This window comes from Streptomyces sp. JLYT201, from assembly GCF_059448825.1.
The window spans coordinates 391,855-410,841 of sequence record NZ_CM182551.1 but is presented as its reverse complement, the minus strand read 5'-3'; the positions used below and the strand labels follow the sequence as shown (position 1 = coordinate 410,841).

Below are 18,987 nucleotides of genomic sequence, written 5' to 3'. Positions count from 1 at the left end.
GTCCGGTGGGGGGCGGGGTTCAGGGACCGGCGAAGGCGGGCGCGGCGGCCAGGGCCTCGTCGATCAGTGTGGTGTCCCCGCTGGCGCGGGCGAGCGCGGCGGCTTCGGCCGGGGTCCGGCGGTCCCCGGTGAGCAGGCAGAACTCCATGGCGTCGAGAACGAGACGGGCGTCGGGCGGACCCGGCGGCGCGGTGCGGCCCGGGTCGGTGAGCAGCCACGTGTCACCGCTCCGGCCGGTGAGTTCGAGGTGCAGGACGCGGTCCCCCAGAGGCGTGCCCCGCAGCCGCATGGCGAGCGGCAGCAGGCGTACGCCGAAGGCACACATCAGGGACAGGGAGCGGGACGTGGGCGGCGGCAGCCGACGGCCCGTGCGCAGGGCGATGTCCCGGGTGTGGATCCAGGTCTCGAAGGCACGGGCGGCGGCGTGGTGGGCCACGGTGAGCGCGGGGGCACCTCCGAGGGAGACGAGGCGCTCGGGGTCGGCCGCGGCGCCTGCTGCGTCGCGGGTGGCGTCGCCGAGCAGCGCGGCGCGCAGGACGTCGGCCTGGGCGCGCCAGGCCCGGTGCACCGCCGCGGGGGACTGCTCGGCCGCCCAGGCCGTACCGGCCCGGGTGCGGTCGGGGACGGTGTCACCCGCCAGGCCCAGCGGGCCGCGGGTCCCGGCGTCGAGCCCCTCGGCCAGGAGGCCGTCGGTCGCGGCGAGGTGGGCCACCAGCTGAGCCACCGTCCAGCCCTCCACGGTGAGGGCGCCCCACTCCGCGGCGGTCAGGTCGCGCAGGACGGCGTCCAGGGTGGCCACCTGGTCGGTGTACGGGCGCAGGTGCGGCGGAACGGCACGGGGAGCGGGCGGCCGACGGGCGAAGGCGAGGGCGGTGACCCGGTCGTTCGTGGAGTGCGGGGGACCGGGCGGGTTCCTGGCGGCTCCGGGCAGGGCGGCGTCGTCGTGCGGCGGCGGCTCGGCAAGCGCGACGGCCGCCGGGTGCAAATGCCGCACCTCGGCCGCGCACGCGGCGCACCGCTCCAGGTGCGCCACCACGGCGGAGCTCTCCCGGTCCGAGCAGGCGTCGAGGAGCCATGCGCCCAACAAGGAACGCACCTGGGCGTGTTCGCCGGGTGCGGGGCGGGCGGCACCGCTCATGGTGTGATCCCTTCCTCCGCGAGTGCCGCGGCCAGTGCGCGCAGGGCGGCCCGCAGGCGAGTCTTGGCGGTCCCTTCCGGGATGCCGAGGTCACCGGCCACCTGACGGTACGTACGGCTTCCGTAGTAGGCGAGGAGCAGCGGAGTGCGCAAGGTGTCCGGCAGCCGGGCCGCGGCGGAGCGCACACCGAGCGCCTCCAGGCGTGCGGTCACCGCCTCGGCGGTCTCGTCGTGGCCGGACGGCGCCGGCGGCTCGGCGGTCCTGCGGTGGCGCTCCTCGCGGCGGACCCAGTCGACGGAACGCCGGTGGGCGACCACGCCGAGCCAGGCGCGCAGCGGCCCACGGGCCGGGTCGTAGGACAGCGGGCTCTCCCACAGCCGCACGAAGACCTCCTGGACGACGTCGTCGGCGGCGCTGTGGTCGCGGGTGACGCGCACCGCGAGGGCGCGTACCAGCGGGGAGTACCGCTCGTAGATCTCGCGGAAGGCGTCTTCGTCAGCGGCCAGCAGGAGGGCCTGGACCTCCAGGCGGTCCTCGGGGACCGCCCGGGTCGCCTCGTCGAGCCCGCTGCGCGGCCGCGCCTGATGGGAGGAGGCCATGGCCGAAGTGTCCCGCGAACGCGCGGTTCCCGGGACTTCGGGCGCGAATCGTTGCCGTCTGGCCGGTGCCGGTGGTCGCAACGGTCCGTACCCCCGTGACGGACCGGGCGGGCGCCGTGCCGCAGAGGCAGGAGCGGGACTGGACGCGCAGGCGTACGGGGGAGTGGACGGGCACTCCCCGCACCCCCCGCACTCGTGTGCGCTCACCCCTCGCGGGCCGTCTCGGTCCCCGCGTCACAGACGTCGGTGCCGTCGGTCCCGACGGCCGTCGCCTGCTCGCCCAGGCGGTCCACCGGCAGGGTGAGCCGCCGGGTACGGATGCGTTTCTCGCGTGGGGTCATGGGCCCTCCCAGGTCTCTCGTGTCACCGGCTCGTGAGGCGGGGTGCCTCATGTCTGCGCGAGCGATTCGTTTGAGCCGGGCGGGCGGATTGCGCGTGCGGACAGGAAGGGACAGAGCTACGTCAAGTGCTGCGCGCGCATGGACGCCTGACGGTACGTCGACCAGCGGAGCGACACCCGGGGCGCGCGGGATGAGGGTGAGGCGTCAGGGAGGGGAGAGGGGCGGGCGACCGTGCCATGCCCGTGGGCCGGGGTGACTGCTGTCTGAAAACCACTGGTGGCCACGGCAAACACCCTGCCGGTCAAGCTCACCGCATCGAGGTAATGCCCTGGGATTCCGTGGGTGGACGGGGCATACCCGCCGCTACTGTTCCCTGAGTTCTGGACCGGTTCACCGATGTTAGCTGCGAGTTGTCAACTTTCAACAGTTATGCACAGGTACACCACTCAGTGCCTGGAAATGCCTTATGAAGGAGCCCTTGCCTCATGACCGTTGACGCCAGCCGGGAGGCACCGCCGGAGCCGCCGCGCACCAGCCTGGGCACGGCGGCCGCCCGCAACCTCGCCACCACCACCAAGTCCGCCCCGCAGATGCAGGAGATCACCTCCCGCTGGCTGCTGCGGATGCTGCCCTGGGTGGAGACCAAGGGCGGCACTTACCGGGTGAACCGTCGACTGACGTACACCGTCGGCGACGGACGCATCGACTTCATCCAGGACGGCGCACGCGTCCGCGTGATCCCCCGAGAGCTCGGTGAACTGGCCCTGCTGCGGGACTTCGACGAGGACGACGTGCTGACCGCCATCGCCGACCGGTGCGTGCAGCGCGACTTCCGCGCCGGTGAGGTCCTCGTGGAGCGCGGCGCCGCCGCCGAGCAGCTCCACCTCATCGCCCACGGCCGGATCAACCAGACCTCCGTGGGCCAGTACGGGGAGGAAGTCGCCGTCGCGGTGCTCAGCGACGGCGACCGGTTCGGCGACGACGCCCTGCTCGACTCCGACGCCACCTGGGACTTCACCGCCACCGCCGAGACCGACGGCACCCTCGTCACACTCTCCCGGGACGACTTCGCCGCCCTGATGTCCTCGGCACCGAGCCTGCGGGCCCACGTCGAGCGGTTGAGCGCGCTGCCCCAGCAGCGGCAGAACCGGCAGGGAGAGGCCGAGATCGCGCTCTCCGCCGGGCACACGGGCGAGCCGGTGCTCCCCGGCACCTTCGTGGACTACGAACTCCACCCGCGCGAGTACGAACTCTCCGTCGCCCAGACCGTCCTGCGGGTCCACACCAGGGTCGCCGACCTCTACAACGGCCCGATGAACCAGACCGAGGAACAGCTCAGGCTCACCATCGAGGCGCTGCGCGAGCGCCAGGAGTACGAGCTGATCAACAACCGCGAGTTCGGCCTCCTGCACAACGCCGACCTCAAGCAGCGGATCCAGCCCCACGCGGGAACGCCGAGCCCCGACGACATGGACGCGCTCCTCTGCCGCCGCCGCGGCACCAAGTTCTTCCTCGCCCACCCCCGGACGATCGCGGCGATCGGGCGAGGCTTCAGCGCCCACGGGCTCTACCCGGACAACGTGGGCCTCGGCGGGCAGCAGGTCCCCGCCTGGCGCGGCGTCCCGATCCTGCCCTGCAACAAGATCCCGATCACGAAGGAGAGCACCAGCTCGATCCTCGCCATGCGCGTCGGCGAGGACAACCAGGGCGTCATCGGCCTGCACCAGACCGGCCTGCCGGACGAGTACGAGCCGGGCCTCTCGGTCCGCTTCATGGGGCTCAACGAGCAGGCCATCACGTCCTACCTGGTGACCACGTACTTCTCCGCCGCCGTCCTGGTGCCCGACGCGCTGGGCGTGCTGGAGAACGTGCAGATCGCCCGCAGGCCCGACTAGCCGCCGAGGCCCGCCCACCCCACGTCACCTAGGAGTCACGGATGTCCGATCCCGGGCCCTCCCCCCTGCCGTCGAGCGTCGCGATCGAACCCAACCCCGCGCTCGCCCGGGTGCTGCGCGGCCCCACCGGCCTGGGCACGGCGGCCCTCAGCCTGGCCCGGCGCGAGGAGCTGCCGGTCCCACCGGTCGCGCCGGACCCGGAGCCGCTGGAGCCCGAACCGCCGGAGCAGCCGGCCGCGGCCGAGGGCACGCCGATCCCCGGCCTCTACTTCCACCCCGTGCCGGAGCCCGACCCGGTCCGCGTGGAGGAGGTCGGCCGCCGGATCAAGCGCTGGGCGGTGGACGAGGTCGAGGCGTACCCGCCGGAGTGGGAGGACCAGTTCGACGGCTTCTCCACCGGCCGGTACATGGTCGCCTGCCACCCGGACGCGCCCACCGTCGAGCACGTGATGGCCGCCGCCCGGCTCATGGTCGCCGAGAACGCGGTCGACGACTGCTACTGCGAGGACCACGGCGGCTCGCCGGTGGGCCTCGGCGGCAGGCTGCTGCTCGCGCACACCGCGCTCGACCCGCTCCACACGACGAAGGAGTACGCGCCGGACTGGGCCGCGTCCCTCCAGTCCGACGCCCCGCGGCGCGCCTACGCCTCCGCCATGGAGTACTTCGTCCAGCTGGCCACCCCCGCCCAGGCCGACCGGTTCCGCCACGACATGGCCCGCCTGCACCTGGGATACCTCGCCGAGGCGGCCTGGGCCGAGACCGACTACGTACCGCAGGTCTGGGAGTACCTGGCGATGCGCCAGTTCAACAACTTCCGCCCGTGCCCCACCATCACCGACACCGTCGGCGGCTACGAACTCCCGGCGGACCTGCACGCGCAGCCCGCCATGCAGCGGGTCATCGCCCTCGCAGGCAACGCCACCACCATCGTCAACGACCTGTACTCGTACACCAAGGAGCTCGCCAGCCCCGGCAAGCACCTCAACCTGCCCGTGGTGATCGCCGAACGGGAGGACCTCTCCGAGCGGGAGGCCTATCTGAAGGCCGTCGAGGTCCACAACGAGCTCATGCACGAGTTCGAGGCCACGGCCGCACAGCTGGCCGCCTCCTGCCCCGACCCGCGCGTGCTGCGCTTCCTCAAGGGCGTGGCCGTCTGGGTCGACGGCAACCACTACTGGCACATGACCAACACCTACCGCTACAGCCTTCCCGATTTCTGGTAAAGGGAGACTTATCCATGTCCAGCACCGATCTCACCACCGATGTCACCTCTGTCAACGGCTCCGCGGACGCCTCCGTCTTCATCCCCGCCCCGGCCACGCCCTACCAGGGCGACATCGCCCGCTACTGGGACCACGAGGCCCGCCCCGTCAATCTGCGCCTCGGCGACGTCGACGGCCTCTACCACCACCACTACGGCATCGGTGACGTCGACCGCTCCGCGCTCGGGGACATCGGGGGCGAGGGATACGAGAAGAGGCTGATCGCCGAGCTGCACCGCCTGGAGTCGGCGCAGGCCGAGATGCTCCTGGACCACCTCGGCCCCATCGGCCGCGACGACACGCTCGTCGACGCGGGCTGCGGCCGCGGGGGTTCGATGGTCATGGCCCACCAGCGCTTCGGCTGCACGGTGGAGGGGGTGACGCTCTCGGCCAAGCAGGCCGAGTTCGGCAATCAGCGCGCCCTGGAGCTGGGCATCGAGGACTCCGTCCATTCCCGGGTCTGCAACATGCTCGCCATGCCCTTCGAGACGGGGCAGGCGGCGGGCTCGTGGAACAACGAGTCGAGCATGTACGTCGACCTCGAGGACCTCATGGCCGAGCACTCCCGCATCCTGTCCGTGGGCGGCCGCTATGTGACGATCACCGGCTGCTGGAACCCCCGCTACGGCCAGCCCTCGAAGTGGGTCTCGCAGATCAACGCGCACTTCGAGTGCAACATCCACTCGCGGCGGGAGTACCTGCGCGCCATGGCGGACAACCGCCTCGTCCCGCAGGCCGTCGTCGACCTGACCCCCGCGACCCTGCCGTACTGGGAGCTGCGGGCCACGTCGTCCCTGGTCACGGGCATCGAGGAGGCGTTCATCAACTCGTACAAGGACGGCTCGTTCCAGTACGTCCTGATCGCCGCCGACCGCGTCTGACCCGCCGGCCGACCACGGGGCGGGGCCCGTCGTCCGACGGGTCCGGCCCCCGCCGCACGCCCGCCGCCGGGACACGCGACCGGCCCAGGTGGACTCTCCCACGGGGGGAGAGTCCACGATGGTGACGTGCGAGACGAACTTCTGACCATCGGGCGCTTCGCCCGGCTGTGCCGCCTCAGCGTGAAGCAGCTGCGGCACTACGACGAGACGGGGCTGCTCGCGCCGATACGCGTCGACGCCAGCTCCGGCTACCGCTACTACGCGCCCGGACAGGCCCGCGACGCGCTGACCATCGCCCTGCTGCGGGAGATGGACCTGCCCCTCGCCGTCATCGCCGAGGCCCTGGCCGCCGAGCCCGGACGCAGGGCGGAGCTGCTGCGCGCGGAGCGGGACCGGCTCGCCGAGCGGATCAGCCGGGACCAGGCGCGCCTCGGCATGCTGGAGCGGCTCGAAGCGGGCGGCCTGCCCGGCTATGAGGTGACGGTCGCCGCGGAGCCCGCGCGGCACCTGGCGGTGACGCGGGCCACCTGCGCCGCCACCGAGATCGGGGACAAGGTCGGCGAGTGCGTGGGCCGGCTGCTGCCCCTGCTCGGCGGGGCGGCGGTCGGCTGGGAACCGCCGCTGTGGGGCCTCTACCCCTTGGACCTGGAGGAACGGACGCGGATCGCCGTGGGAGCCCAGACGCCGGAAGGCGCGCGCGTCCCCGGTCTGACGCGTGAGGTGCTGCCCGCCGGGCCCGCGGCCCACACCGTGCACATCGGGCCCTACGCCCAGCTGCCCCTGGCCTACAACGCCCTCTTCGCCGCCATCCACGAGCGCGGGCTGCGCCCGCACGGCCCCGTACGGGAGGCCTATCTGGTCGGCCCCGCCGAAGCACCACCGGAAGAGCTGATGACCAGGCTGGTCATCCCTGTCGAGGAGAACGCATGACGCGCGTGAACGACGTCGATGCCCGCGGTATGCGGCACTGCGAGACCACAGCGCTCGACGTACTGTTGAAGCACGAAGGAATCGAGTTGTCCGAGCCGATGCTCTTCGGCCTCGGCTCCGGGCTGACGTTCATCTACTGGGACAGCAAGAAGCAGGACTTCCCCTTCCTCGGGGGGCGCGTCAAACCCTTCGAGCTCACGAGGAACCTGGCCGCGCGGCTCGGCCTCGACCTCCAGGTCCGGGAGACCACGTCCGCCCGCAAGGCCTGGGAGAACGTGCGGGCCCCGCTCGACGACGGCCGGCCCGTCGGGCTCCAGCTCGACAGCTACTACCTGGACTACTTCACCTCGAAGGTCCACTTCGCCGGGCACGTCGTCGCGATGTACGGCTACGACGAGGACGAGGCCCATCTGGTGGACACCGCCCAGCAAGGGGGCGCGGTGGCCACCAGCCTGGCCTCCCTCGCCGAGGCCAGGGCCGCGCGCGGGCCGATGTCCGCCCGGCACCGCTCCTTCACCCTCACCGCTCCGGCCGGGGCGGCGGCTCCGCGCGACCGGATCGTCCCGGCCGTCACCGCCTGCGCCGAGGCCTTCCTGAACCCGCCCATCGCCAACCTGGGGCACCGGGGCATCGAGAAGGCCGGGAAGCTCGTGCGCACCTGGCTCCGGCGCAGCAACGACCCGCAGCGGGATCTGCCGCTCGCCGCCCTCCTGATGGAGCGCGGGGGCACCGGGGGCGCCTTGTTCCGCAACCTCTACCGCGACTTCCTCGCCGAGTGCGCCGAGCTCGTCGACAGCGACCGGCTGCGCACCGGGCACACGCTGTACGCCGAGGCCGCGACGCTGTGGACCGAGGTGGCGGCCCTCGTCGAGAAGGCCGGTGAGTCGAACGACGAGCGGTGCCTCGTGCAGGCGAGCGCGGTGCTCGGCGACATCGCCCGCGTCGAGAGGGAGGCCATGCGGGAACTGAGCCTCCTGTGGGACTGAGGCGCACGCTCCACGGGCGCCGGGGGCTGTGTGCGGTTCATGGGCGCGGCACGAGGTTCTCCGAGGGCTCGTGCCGCCGGAACGTCGAGCGGTACGCGCTGGGCTGTCGGCCGGTGTGCCGGGCGAAGACCCCGCTGAACGTCCCGGGGTCGCGGTAGCCGACGTCGGCGGCGATGCTCGCGACGGTCCTGTCGGTCGTCTCGAGGAGGTGTCTGGCGCGGCGGACCCGGGCGCCCTGCAGATAGGCGAGGGGCGTCTCGCCCGCTTCCTCACCGAAGCGCCGGAGCATCGTCCTGGTGCTCACGCCGAACGCGCGGGCGAGGGCGGTCAGGTCGTAGCGGACGCCCAGGCGCTGGTCGAGCCAGCGCTTCACCCGCTGCGCGAAGCCCGTGCCCCCGGTGGGCAACAGCTCCGGGTCGACGTACGCGGCCTGGGTGGAACGCGCGTCGTCGAGGAGCGCGACGCGCGCCGTGCCGCGGGCGACGCGGGGGCCGTCGTGCTCGCGGACGAGCCGCAGCGCGAAGTCGTACATGGCGCTGAAGGCGGCGGTGGTCGTCACGCCCCGGTCGGTGACGACCAACTGCTCGGGGCGGACCCGCACATCGGCGTACCGGCGTGCGAAGCGGTCCGCGAACAGCCAGGACGTCGTCGCCTCGCGCCCGCGCAGCAGCCCGGCCTCGGCGATCAGGAAGGCGCCGACGCAGACCGACACGACGGCGGCCCCCGCGGCGGCCTGCGAGCGGATCGAGGCGGTTTCCGGCTCCAGGCCGGCGAGCGTCGCCGTGAGGTCGAGCGCGGGGGAGAGCTCGAAGCCCGGCACGATGACGACGTCCGCGGGGCGCGGTGCGCTGACGTCGAGGCGCGCGCCGCCGGAGGCGGTCACGCGGCGGCAGGGCGAGACGACCGTCGCCTCGTAGGACGGCCCGGCCGCCCCGTGCGCCGCGGCGACGTGCGTGGCCATGGTCAACAGGTCGAGGACGCCGTACACCTCCGACGCGAAACAGCCCGGGTAGGCCAGGACGCTCACGCGCAGCGGACTCATGCGGCACCTCCGGCGCCCGACGGGGTGGCGACATCACCGTGACACCTGGCGATACCGCCGCTTCTCTGGAAGGGCAGCCTCTCGCCATCCTGTGGTTCATGACAACCGAGCGAGCGCAGAGCGACCAATTGCACACCCGGGCCGACCCGTTGGACGACTGGTCCCGCAGAACCGTCGAGGTCGAGGGCGTCAGCAAGACCGTGTACGTCGCCGGGTCGGGGCCGGCGGTCGTCCTGATGCCCGAGATGCCGGGCATCAGCCCCGACGTGGTGCGCTTCGCCCGGTGGACACGCGATGCCGGGTTCTGCGTCTACTTGCCTTCGCTCTTCGGCGTCGACGGCGCCTATCCGCGCGCCGACGCGGTCGAGACCGTTGTCCGGCCCGCCTGCGTCAGCGCCGATTTCCGTGCCTTCGCCGGCGGCGGTACCAGCCCGGTCGTGGAGTGGCTGCGCGGACTCGCCCGCGTGGCGCACGCCGAGTGCGGGGGACGGGGCGTCGGTGCCGTCGGGCTGTGTTTCACGGGCAACTTCGCCTTGAGCATGACGCTCGAACCCGCGGTGATCGCTCCCGTGGTCAACCATCCGTCGCTGCCGCTGGACGACCCCGGCGGGCTGGAGCTGAGTGCCGAGGACGCGGCCGCCGTGGCGCGGCGGGTGCAGCGGGACGGGCTTCGGGTGCTCGGCTACCGCTTCGACAACGACACGTGGTGCACGGGCCGGCGCTTCGCGGCCTACCGCGCGCTGCTCGGTGACGCGTTCGACGGCCGTGTGCTGCCCGGAGGGGCCGCGCACACGGACCCGCCGCCCTTCTTCCGCGACGTCGTCGGCTGTGCCCACAGCGTCGTCACGGCACACCTCGTCGACCAGGAGGGCCACCCGACCGTGCGGGCCCGCGACGAGATCATCGCCTTCCTCGCGGAACGGCTCGGTCTTTCGGCCACCCCGTCCGCGTGAGGCGGTGGTGGGTGCCGAAAGACCGAGCCGTGATGTCAGCGGACGACGTCGAAGACGTTCTTCTGCAGGCCGTTGGCGTACGCCTCGTGCTCGACCAGCTTCAGCTTCTGGGTGTCCTTGTCGGTGTCGCTGAACAGGCGCTTGCCCGCACCGAGCAGCAGCGGGAAGACGAGCAGGTGGTAGCGGTCGATCAGCCCGGCGTCCGAAAGGCTCCGGTTCAGGTCGGCGCTTCCGTGGACGATGATCGGGCCGCCGTCGGTCTCCTTGAGCGCGGCGACGTCGTCGAGCGAGCGCAGGATCGTGGTCTCGCCCCAGTTCGACACCAGGTCGCCCTCCGCGAGGGTGGTGGAGACGACGTACTTCGGCATCGCCTTGTAGTCCGCGAACTCCGCCATGTCGGGCCACACCGGGCTGAACGCCTCGTAGCTGACGCGGCCCAGCAGGACCGCAGTGGCCTCCTGCTGCTCCCTGCCCTTGATCTCGAACGCCTCGGGGAGGAACTCCACGTCCTTGAAGGTCCATCCCGAGTTCCGGTAACCGGGCTCACCGCCGGGAGCCTCCACGACGCCGTCGAGCGAGATGAAGGCGGTGCTGATCAAGGTACGCATCTGGGTTCCTCGGTCTCTTGTGCCCGGCGCGTGCGCCCGGTCCTCGGCAAGTGGGGTCGGTGCGCCCTTCGGCCGCACGCGCGGCGTCGTTCGCACCAACATCATCTATGACTGCCGGGCACGGAGGAACTCATCGGTCGCCCGTCTCCGATGCCGCCGGGCGCTGGTGCGCGAGCTGCCCGACCGGCGCGGGCGCCGGGGTGGGGTCGTCGGTCGCGAAGCGCGGCACCTCGTCGTTCTCGTCCCGGTTGCCGTTCTTCTCGTGGATCCACTTGCCCGCGAGGGCCGGGATCCAGGCGGAGAACTCGCTCTGGGTGAGGTCCGCGGGCACCTTGGCGCCGAGCCGGTTGAGGTCGGCGGCGGGCAGCCGCAGCGTCGGGTCGATGCGTTCAGCGGGGGCGTTCACCATCGCGGCGTCCCACACCTGGAGGGCGAACGTCGTGCAGTTGCGGGCCGGGGTCCCGGCCCAGCCGCCGGTGAGGAGGTACTTCCAGGTGGGCAGCAGGGTGTACTTCTCGTCGGCCTGCTTGCGCCGGTCGATCTCCTTCTCGAAGGCGGTCTGCTGGGCGGGGGTGAGCGCCTTGCAGCGGGCCGCGCGGGGCGCGTACGCGCCGTTGCGGTCCTGCTTGCGGCTCGGCCGGTCCCATTCGATCAGCGGCTTGCCGGGCGTGTTGACGTCGTAGCCGGTGTAGTTGATGGACATGCCGTCCACCGCGCTGCCGTCGCCGTTGCGGCCGTCGGGGTCCTGCGGCTGGAACGAGTACGTGTCGTAGCGCGCGGTGGCGCCTCCGGCGAGCTTGCGCTCGAAGGCGCCGTGCGAGTTGAAGTGCACCAGCCAGCTGTGGCCGAAGACGTGCTGGCTGACGTTGAGTTCGTACAGGAGCTTGTTCGTCTGCTCGCCGTAGGAGAGCTTTCCGTACTTGTTCTGGAAGTCATCGGACTTCCAGAGCGCGTAGGCACGGGTCCCCACGTCCCAGACGTAGCCGCCGGTGGTCCTGTCGGTGATCTCGGTGCTGTAGACGCACAGCGTGTTGTCGGCCGGTGCGGCGGACCGGGGGGCGGGCGCCGACGGCTCGGCCGCGGCGGCCGGTGCGGAGACGGCGGCCGTGGCGAGGACGGCCACGGCACAGGAACGGGTGAAGAAAGAGCGCAAAGTCACGGCAAAGGTATACATGCGGTGACCCGTTCATGATCATTTAGAGGGTCGGTTTCTCGCCAGGGCGGCCGGGTGGCCGCGTGGTGACCGAGGGGCGGGTCCGCGGGCGTGCGTGCCGCCTCGCCCGGGACGGCTCGACGTGCCCGGGGCGGCCGATCCGGCAAGGGTGGCCGGGTTGCCAGCCGGATGGCGGCGTGCGAAATGTCATTACGGGCCCCTGAGTTCGGGGCGGATTCCATGGACGGGCGGGTGAATTCGCGGTGAACCCGCCCTTTCCGGGTGCCGTCAATTTCCCTGATGGCATATGAAAGCCACAGGTCAGAGGCCTATGAGGAGGATGTGGTCGCACTCGGCTGCGGATGTGCCAATCGGTCGGAATGCAACCAAGTGCTCACCCCACGAGTCCCCTGTGGTTGTTGAAACCACTTACTCCTCATGGAGGTCAGGAAATGCGCTCTCGACCCTTCAGCAGCCGTACGTTAAGCGCTGCTTCCGCGGTGACACTGGCCCTCGGCGCGGGCATCGCCGCACCGGTGCTGCTGTCCGGCACGGCAGGTGCCGCCGCGCCGTCGGCCACCGCCGCGGTTGACGGGAAGTCGGTGGTCTACACGGCCGCCGCAGGTCAGACCAACAAGCTGGACATCACCGCGTCGCGGACCGGTACGGGCCTCGACAACCTCACCTACCTCATCGACGACGTCGTCACCATCAAGGCGGGCACCGGCTGCACCTACCCCAGCGGCTCCGACCACACGAAGGTGTCCTGCACGGTCGCCACCTCCGAGAGCCAGGACCCGTACGCCACCCTGGAACTGTCCGCGGGGGACGGCGACGACACGGTCAAGTACACCAACAAGACCGACAACACCTACTACTTCGCCCGCCTCGACCTCGGCAAGGGCAACGACACCCTCACCGAGGCCGCCGGCGTCCAGGGCAACTCGGTCCTGGGCGGTACGGGCGACGACACCCTCACGGTCAGCGCGTACACCGTCGTGCTCGGCGGTGACGGCAAGGACACGATCCGCGCGGGCAGGGGCGCCATCTCGATGGGCGGCAACGGCAACGACACGCTCCACGTCAGCGGCGAGAGCAGCGACGCCGACGGCGGAGCGGGCAACGACGTGATCCGCGGCGGCGGGAACCGGCAGAACCTGAACGGCGGCGACGGCAACGACACCATCCGCGCCGGAGCAGGCCACGACTTCCTCTACGGAGGCAAGGGCAACGACGTCCTGTACGGCGAGGGCGGCAACGACACCATCTACGGCAACAGCGGCGACGACAAGCTGTACGGCGGCCCCGGCACGGACACCCTGTCCGGCGGCCCCGGCAGGAACGAAGTCCACCAGGACTGACCCGCCACGCGCCCGCGGCCGTCGACGGCGGCCGCCCCAGAGGCCCGCCCCGGGCCCGCGCGCCGCGCGAGCGGCGCCGCGGGCTACGGGCGCGCCGCCAGGGTCTCGACGGTGATGTGCGGCGCCAGTGCGCGCAGGAAGCCGGGTGCGTCGAAGGCGCTGCCCGCGGAGACGACGCCCTCCGCCCGCACCTGCCCGGTCAGGACGCGGTGCACCGCTTCCACCACGAGCGGCGCGGTCACCGCGTAGATGTCCCGGCCGCGGGCCACGGCACGCCGCTCCCTGCCGCCGGAGCGCACGACGACGTCGACGACGAAGGTCTGCGCCGACCGCCCCCGCTCGTCGACGGCGGCCGGGGCCGGGGTGTCCGGGGCCGACACCTGCCGGGCCGCCTCGACGGTCATATAGGTGCGCACCTCGGGAACCGGCAGATGACTCGGGACCGTGACGACGTCGGCCATCGTGAACTCCCCGATGACGGACCGGGTCCCCGTCGGTTCGGGGAAGGTCCACTCCAGGGTGGGCGGGGCGTCGTCGCGGTACTCCAGGCGTCCCTCCGCGAAGCGGACGTGTCGGCCGCCGCGCCGCTCCCGGGAGACCGCGCCCGCGGCCCGCGTCCCCCCGGTGGGGTGCCAGCCGCTGAGGCCGTAGGCGATGTGGACCTCGTCGGCCTCGGTCCAGTCGCCCATCGACGCCGTGGCCAGCAGGTCGCCGAGGCCGCCGTAGAAGGCCATCGCGGGCACGACCACCGCTCCCGCGGCGCGGGCCCGGTCCGCGAAGCGGGCGAACGTATCGGCGTTGGCCTCGATCTCGGCCGCCACGTCCACATACGGGATCCCGGCGCGCAGCGCCGCCTCGATCACGGGCGCGGCGGTCGTGGCGAAGGGCCCGGCGCAGTTGACCACGGCCGCCGCGCCGGACAGCGCGCGGTCGAGCGCGGCCGGATCGTCGACCGGCGCGGGCCGGACGTCGAGGCCGGGGTGGGCCGCGGCCGACTCCCGCAGCTTGCCCGCGTCCCGGCCGGAGAGGACCGGGACGAAACCGCGCTCCCGCAAGTGCGCCACCACGAACCGACCGGTGTGCCCGTAGGCGCCGTACACCGCCACGATCTGCCCCGTTGCCATGACCTCTCCTCTGTGCTTGAACGATCAACGAGGAACATCCTGGCTGGTGCGGACACCACGCGTGAGTGTCTGGAACGACACGCCACGTACAATTCCGGACATGAGTTCTGTCGCGCTCGCCGTCACCGACGGGATGCTGCACTTCGAACTGTCCGTGGCGTACGAGGTGTTCGGCTCCGCCCCGGACGCCGTGCCCGGCCCCTGGTACGACATCGGCGTGTACGGCTCGGAAGCCGTGCGGTTCGGCCGGTTCCGCCTGGAGCCCGACCACGGCCTCGACCGGCTCCGCCACGCGAGCACCGTGATCGTCCCCGGCTGGGCCGACGTCGCCGTGGAGCCGCCCGCCGACCTGGTCGACGCGGTGCGCGCGGCCCACGAGGCGGGTGCGCGCGTGGCCTCCCTGTGCACGGGCGCGTTCGTCCTGGCCGCCGCGGGCCTCCTGGACGGCAGGCGCGCCACCACGCACTGGGCGCACACCGACGCCCTGGCCGCCCGCCACCCGCGGGTGGAGGTCGACCCGGACGTCCTCTACGTGGACGGCGGCAGCGTGCTCACCTCCGCGGGCAAGGCCGCCGCGATGGACCTCTGTCTGCACCTCGTCCGCCTCGACCACGGCTCGTCGGTCGCCAACGCGGTCGCCCGCCGACTGGTCGTGCCGCCGCACCGGGACGGCGGCCAGGCCCAGTTCGTCACCGCCCCGGTGCCCGCCCGGGACGACCATCCGCTCGCCGGGCTGCTCCCCTGGGCGATCGAGCACCTCGATCAGCCGCTGACCGTGGAGGACTTGGCCCGCCGGGCCCGGATGAGCTCGCGCCACCTGGGCCGGCACTTCAAGGCGGCGACCGGCACCACCCCGCTGCAATGGCTGCTGACCCAACGCGTCCGCCGCGCCCAGGAGTTGCTGGAGGCGACCGACGACGGCATCGACGCCATCGCCGCGGCCACCGGCATGGGGACCGCCACGACGCTGCGCCGTCACTTCCACCGCGCCGTCGGCGTGCCGCCGGACGCCTACCGCCGCACGTTCCGCTCGCGCGGCCCGGTCAAGGGCCCCGCACGCGGCGCATAGTCGCCGCTACAGCAAACGATGGGCAAATGTCAGACGAGCTACCGGTACGCGGGGCCGAGTTCGTCGAGAATGGACGGTGACGGAGAGGGGCGTCAGGGGACCGGATCGTCGTGATTCCCCTGGCCGGAGGTCGAGTCGCAGGGGGCCGGGAGATGAAGGACGCATCTGGACACCAACTGGCCGCGCCGAGGATCCACGAGGCCGCCGACGGCGTGGTCACCCTCGGCGGGCACGAACCCGAACTGGTGGTGCGGATCGAGCCGTACGCGGGGATGGCCGCGGGCGATCAGGTCCAACTCAGGTGGGACACCGGGGTGTTGCGCACATCCCGGATCGACACGCAGATCATCGACGCCGGTGAGGTCGGCGAGGCCAAGGTCTTCACCGTCCGCCCCGCCCCGGGCACGGCACAGGTGAGCTACCTCGTGGGCCACCCCGCCGGTGACTGGCACGCCTCGCAGCGGCTGACCGTCACCGTGCGGGACACCCACGAGAGCCCGCACCGCCTCACCCGGCCGTGAACCGACCGGTCAGGCGCCGGGCGGCACGCTGCCCTTGATCACGGTGCCGGGCGCGGGCGTGGTCAGGCGCGTGAGGTAGTCGGCGACGGCCTTCCGCTCGGCCCCGCCGTTGAAGATCTTCGCACCGTGGCCCCAGCCGTCGACCTCCACGAGCGCCGCCTTGTCGCCGAGGTGCCGCGCGACGGAGCGGGCCCAGTCGACGGGCGTGGCGTTGTCGTGGCGGGCATTGATCAGCAGCATCGGGTGCTCGGTGCGGAAGTCGCCCGGCGTCGCGGGCCGGGGCGTGGGGCGCTCCGGCAGGCCCAGGCACAGATGGGCGTACCCGACGGCGTTGGGCGAGAAGCCGAAGGCGGGCGCGGCCGCACGGGCCGCCTTCTGGTCGGCGAGGTAGGCCGCCACGTCCGGGGCGCGCAGGTTCAGATCGACACACACCGACTGGTCGGCCACGGGCAGCAGCTTCCCGACCGGCCCCTCGCCGTCCTCCTGCCAGGGCTTCCCGCTGTCCAGGGCCTGAAGGTACTCGCCGACCACCGGCCAGGACGGAGTGAGGAGCATCTGGTCGAGCGAGCCGTTCAGCGCGGCGAGCGTGACCTGCTTGCCGTCGTTGCGCAGGGTGCCGTCGGCGGCCTTCGCGGCCACGCGCCGATGGACCGCGCGCGGATCCTTGTCGCCCAGCGCGCACGCGTCGCTCCTTTCGCACCACCGGGCGAACTCTCCATAGGCCCGCTCCAGGGCGCGGGCACTCGTGACGTTGAAGTCGCGCCGGCCGACCGCCGGGTCCATCACGCCGTCAAGCACGGCGGCCCGCACCCGCTCGCCGTACAGCTGCGCGTACCGCTGACCGTAGACCGTGCCGTACGAGTGCCCGTACAGGGAGACGCGGTCCTCGCCGAGCGCGGCGCGGACGGCCTCGACGTCATGGCTGACGCTGGTCGCGTCGGTGTGCGCGGCCACGGGCCCGGACGCGCGGGCACAGCCCTCGGCGAAGGCACCGGCCCGCTCCCGCTCGCGGGCGAACTCCACGGCGGAGGCGGCGGGCTTCTTGTCCCGCGCCATCGCGACGTACGGCTTCGCCGGGCAGCGCACCGGGCTGCTCGCGCCGACGCCGCGCGGATCGAGACTGACGATGTCGAAGCGCCGCTCCAGACCGCCCCAGGTGTCGGTGGCCCGGACCGTGTCGACACCGGAGCTGCCGGGGCCGCCGGGCAGGAACACGAGCGTGCCGACGCGCCGGTCCGGATCGGCCGCCGAGCGCCGGGCGACCGCGATGTCGATCTTCTTGCCGTCGGGCTTCCGCCAGTCGACGGGCACCCGCACGGTGCCGCAGTCGGCCCCCTTCGGCACGCCCTCCTCGGCGCGGCAGGCCTTCCAGGCGATCCGCTGCTCCGGGATCCGCACCGCCGCCGTGTCCCGCGCCCCGGACACCACGTCGCGGTCCTGCCACGCGTACAGGGCGCCGCCGACCCGCGCCCCCGACCACGTGCCGCAGTTCACGTCGGCCTTCGCGGCCACGTCGGAGGGGAACCAGTCGGCCGTCAGGCGCGGCTTGCCCTGCGGCTCGCCGCGCACACAGGAGGCGGGGAACCCGCCGCTCGCCGTGAACCGCATGATGCGGTCCCCGCCCGTCGTCGACATCACGTACGAGATGTCCCTGGCGTCGTCCGGCAGCCACCGCGGCACGGACGCCCGGTCCTTCTTCGCCTCGGCGCCGGTCCTGTACGTGGCCTTCTCCTGGTGGTCGTCGAAGGGGTTGTACGAGCCGCCGCACGCCGTCAAGGAGACGGCGAGCGCGGCCACGCCGAGGGCACAGGCCGGTGTGCGCGGGATTCGGGGCATGGGCGTCGCTCTCTTCGGGAGTCCTGGAATGCTGCGTTCCTCCACGGTGGCCGCGCGGCGCCGGGCGCCGCCTCAGCCGTTCGATGGATCGGACCCGCGCCGGTCCGGCTTTCGGTTGACCCCTCGCGTACGACCTGGTCCGTACATTCACTGTGTGAACCGCCGTCGCATGCTGCTCCTCGCTCTGCCGCCCGCCCTGCTGCTCTGGCTCGGCGACCTCGTCTCGAACGAGCCGGACGGCTCCTGGCTCCCGCTGGTGTCCGGGCCGCTGGCGTTGGGGGCGCTGCTCGCGTGCCGCCGCGTCGCCGTCGAGCCGCTGACGGCCGGGGCGGCCCTGGCGTCCGGGGCGCTGACGCTCGGCATGCTGTGGCTCGCCCCCGCGGGCGGCAGCTGGGGCCTGCTGGAGTCGGCGGCGCTGCTCGGGCTGCTCACCGTGGCGGCCCGGACGGCACGGGTCCCGGCCGCGTACGCGCTCTGCCCGCTCCTGGCCGTGGCGGTCGCGGTCGCGCCGGTGCGCATGGGCTTCCCCTCGGACGCGCAGACCTTCGCGTTCCTGCTCACCGTCGCGGCGGGCGGCGCGCTCGCGCTCGGCTGCTATCTGCGCTCCCTGGACCGGCGCAGGGCCGACGCCGTGACCGCCGTGCAGGAGGCGGAGCGCCTCGCCCTGGCACGTGACCTGCACGACTTCGTCGCCCACCACGTCACCGGCATCGTCGTCCAGGCCCAGGCGGCCCGCACCATCCGGGAGAGCGCGCCCGAGCAGCTCGATCCGCTCCTGGCGGGCATCGAGCGGGCGGGCACGGAGACCCTCGCCTCCATGCGCCGCCTCGTGCACGTGCTGCGTGCCGCGCCCGACGCCCCGACCCGGCCCGCCGATCTGCTCACGGAACTCGCCGCCCTGGTGGCCGCGCACGGCGACAGCGGGGGAGCGGCGGCGACCCTGGACGTCTCCGCCGACGCCCGGGACCTCGCCCTCGCGCCGGAGGTCGAGACGTCCGCGCACCGCGTGGTCCAGGAGTCCCTCACCAACGTGCGCCGCCACGCGCCGGAGGCCGACGACGTCCGCGTGCGGCTGACGGCCGCCGACGGCCGTCTGTGCGTCGAGGTCACCAACGGCCCCGCGCCCGCCGGTGACCGCCCGCCGCCCGGCGGCAGCGGCGGCCTCGGCCTGGTGGGCCTGCGCGAGCGCGTGGAGGCCGTCGGCGGCAGCTTCGCGGCCGGGCCCGCCCCGGGCGGCGGCTGGCGGGTCCGCGCCGCGTTTCCCCCGGCGCACCTGCCACACTGACCA

The 18,987-nt window shown here is 72.8% G+C and carries 18 protein-coding genes; 10 read left to right on the top strand and 8 right to left on the bottom strand.

Going from position 1 to position 18,987, the window contains the following annotated elements; genetic code table 11:
• Positions 1–19: 19 nt before the first annotated feature.
• The 3 genes from AC5WAM_RS01610 to AC5WAM_RS01600 all read right to left on the bottom strand — a co-directional run bounded on the left by AC5WAM_RS01610 (position 20) and on the right by AC5WAM_RS01600 (position 2,078).
• Positions 20–1,138, bottom strand: coding sequence for a maleylpyruvate isomerase family mycothiol-dependent enzyme (locus AC5WAM_RS01610; protein WP_495521249.1), 1,119 nt, complete (start codon positions 1,136–1,138; stop codon positions 20–22).
• Positions 1,135–1,737 carry a sigma-70 family RNA polymerase sigma factor gene (locus AC5WAM_RS01605; RefSeq protein ID WP_366795112.1) on the bottom strand — a complete coding sequence of 201 codons (603 nt, stop codon included), beginning with the start codon at positions 1,735–1,737 and terminating at the stop codon, positions 1,135–1,137. The genes AC5WAM_RS01610 and AC5WAM_RS01605 overlap by 4 nt, the downstream gene beginning before the upstream one ends.
• Before the next feature lie 203 nt (positions 1,738–1,940).
• On the bottom strand, positions 1,941–2,078 hold the full coding sequence (locus AC5WAM_RS01600; RefSeq protein WP_366795111.1) for a hypothetical protein: 138 nt from the start codon (positions 2,076–2,078) through the stop codon (positions 1,941–1,943).
• A 485-nt stretch (positions 2,079–2,563) separates the two neighbouring features.
• Here AC5WAM_RS01600 and AC5WAM_RS01595 point away from each other — a divergent pair, with 485 nt between their 5' ends.
• From AC5WAM_RS01595 to AC5WAM_RS01575, 5 genes are all read left to right on the top strand, one after another.
• Complete coding sequence (locus AC5WAM_RS01595; RefSeq protein WP_495521248.1) at positions 2,564–3,973, top strand: family 2B encapsulin nanocompartment shell protein; 1,410 nt, start codon at positions 2,564–2,566, stop codon at positions 3,971–3,973.
• 41 nt (positions 3,974–4,014) lie between these two features.
• A complete protein-coding gene (locus tag AC5WAM_RS01590) occupies positions 4,015–5,196 on the top strand; it encodes a family 2 encapsulin nanocompartment cargo protein terpene cyclase (RefSeq protein WP_495521247.1) in 1,182 nt (393 codons plus the stop codon).
• Between the two features lie 14 nt (positions 5,197–5,210).
• Positions 5,211–6,116, top strand: a complete 906-nt coding sequence (locus AC5WAM_RS01585; RefSeq protein WP_366795108.1) for a geranyl diphosphate 2-C-methyltransferase — start codon at positions 5,211–5,213, stop codon at positions 6,114–6,116.
• Between the two features lie 126 nt (positions 6,117–6,242).
• A complete protein-coding gene (locus AC5WAM_RS01580) occupies positions 6,243–7,046 on the top strand; it encodes a MerR family transcriptional regulator (RefSeq protein WP_366795107.1) in 804 nt (267 codons plus the stop codon).
• A complete protein-coding gene (locus AC5WAM_RS01575; protein ID WP_495521246.1) occupies positions 7,043–8,032 on the top strand; it encodes a BtrH N-terminal domain-containing protein in 990 nt (329 codons plus the stop codon). Before AC5WAM_RS01580 ends, AC5WAM_RS01575 begins: the two co-directional genes overlap by 4 nt.
• A 37-nt stretch (positions 8,033–8,069) precedes the next feature.
• On the opposite strand, the gene AC5WAM_RS01570 is transcribed toward AC5WAM_RS01575, so the two are convergent.
• On the bottom strand, positions 8,070–9,074 hold the full coding sequence (locus tag AC5WAM_RS01570; protein ID WP_495521245.1) for a GlxA family transcriptional regulator: 1,005 nt from the start codon (positions 9,072–9,074) through the stop codon (positions 8,070–8,072).
• Positions 9,075–9,172: 98 nt separating this feature from the next.
• On the opposite strand from AC5WAM_RS01570, the gene AC5WAM_RS01565 reads away from it, so the two are divergent.
• Entirely contained in the window at positions 9,173–10,027 is an 855-nt protein-coding gene (locus AC5WAM_RS01565) for a dienelactone hydrolase family protein (protein WP_495521244.1), read from the top strand.
• 35 nt (positions 10,028–10,062) lie between these two features.
• Here the strand turns inward: AC5WAM_RS01565 and AC5WAM_RS01560 are convergent, their stop codons facing one another.
• On the bottom strand, positions 10,063–10,635 hold the full coding sequence (locus AC5WAM_RS01560; protein WP_495521243.1) for a dihydrofolate reductase family protein: 573 nt from the start codon (positions 10,633–10,635) through the stop codon (positions 10,063–10,065).
• A gap of 130 nt (positions 10,636–10,765) precedes the next feature.
• Positions 10,766–11,794, bottom strand: a complete 1,029-nt coding sequence (locus tag AC5WAM_RS01555; protein ID WP_495521242.1) for a hypothetical protein — start codon at positions 11,792–11,794, stop codon at positions 10,766–10,768.
• A 494-nt stretch (positions 11,795–12,288) separates the two neighbouring features.
• On the opposite strand from AC5WAM_RS01555, the gene AC5WAM_RS01550 reads away from it, so the two are divergent.
• Complete coding sequence (locus AC5WAM_RS01550) at positions 12,289–13,149, top strand: calcium-binding protein (RefSeq protein ID WP_495521241.1); 861 nt, start codon at positions 12,289–12,291, stop codon at positions 13,147–13,149.
• Positions 13,150–13,232: 83 nt separating this feature from the next.
• Here the strand turns inward: AC5WAM_RS01550 and AC5WAM_RS01545 are convergent, their stop codons facing one another.
• Positions 13,233–14,273, bottom strand: coding sequence for a saccharopine dehydrogenase family protein (locus AC5WAM_RS01545; protein WP_495521240.1), 1,041 nt, complete (start codon positions 14,271–14,273; stop codon positions 13,233–13,235).
• 100 nt (positions 14,274–14,373) lie between these two features.
• Here AC5WAM_RS01545 and AC5WAM_RS01540 point away from each other — a divergent pair, with 100 nt between their 5' ends.
• Together AC5WAM_RS01540 and AC5WAM_RS01535 are read left to right on the top strand one after the other, a co-directional pair.
• The gene (locus AC5WAM_RS01540) at positions 14,374–15,342 is read left to right on the top strand and encodes a helix-turn-helix domain-containing protein (protein ID WP_495521239.1); all 969 of its coding nucleotides are present in this window, start codon (positions 14,374–14,376) and stop codon (positions 15,340–15,342) included.
• A gap of 152 nt (positions 15,343–15,494) precedes the next feature.
• On the top strand, positions 15,495–15,863 hold the full coding sequence (locus AC5WAM_RS01535; RefSeq protein ID WP_366795098.1) for a hypothetical protein: 369 nt from the start codon (positions 15,495–15,497) through the stop codon (positions 15,861–15,863).
• 9 nt (positions 15,864–15,872) lie between these two features.
• On the opposite strand, the gene AC5WAM_RS01530 is transcribed toward AC5WAM_RS01535, so the two are convergent.
• A complete protein-coding gene (locus AC5WAM_RS01530) occupies positions 15,873–17,699 on the bottom strand; it encodes an alpha/beta fold hydrolase (protein WP_495521238.1) in 1,827 nt (608 codons plus the stop codon).
• A gap of 154 nt (positions 17,700–17,853) precedes the next feature.
• Between AC5WAM_RS01530 and AC5WAM_RS01525 the strand changes: the two genes are divergently transcribed.
• The gene (locus AC5WAM_RS01525) at positions 17,854–18,984 is read left to right on the top strand and encodes a sensor histidine kinase (RefSeq protein WP_495521237.1); all 1,131 of its coding nucleotides are present in this window, start codon (positions 17,854–17,856) and stop codon (positions 18,982–18,984) included.
• Positions 18,985–18,987 lie beyond the last annotated feature (3 nt).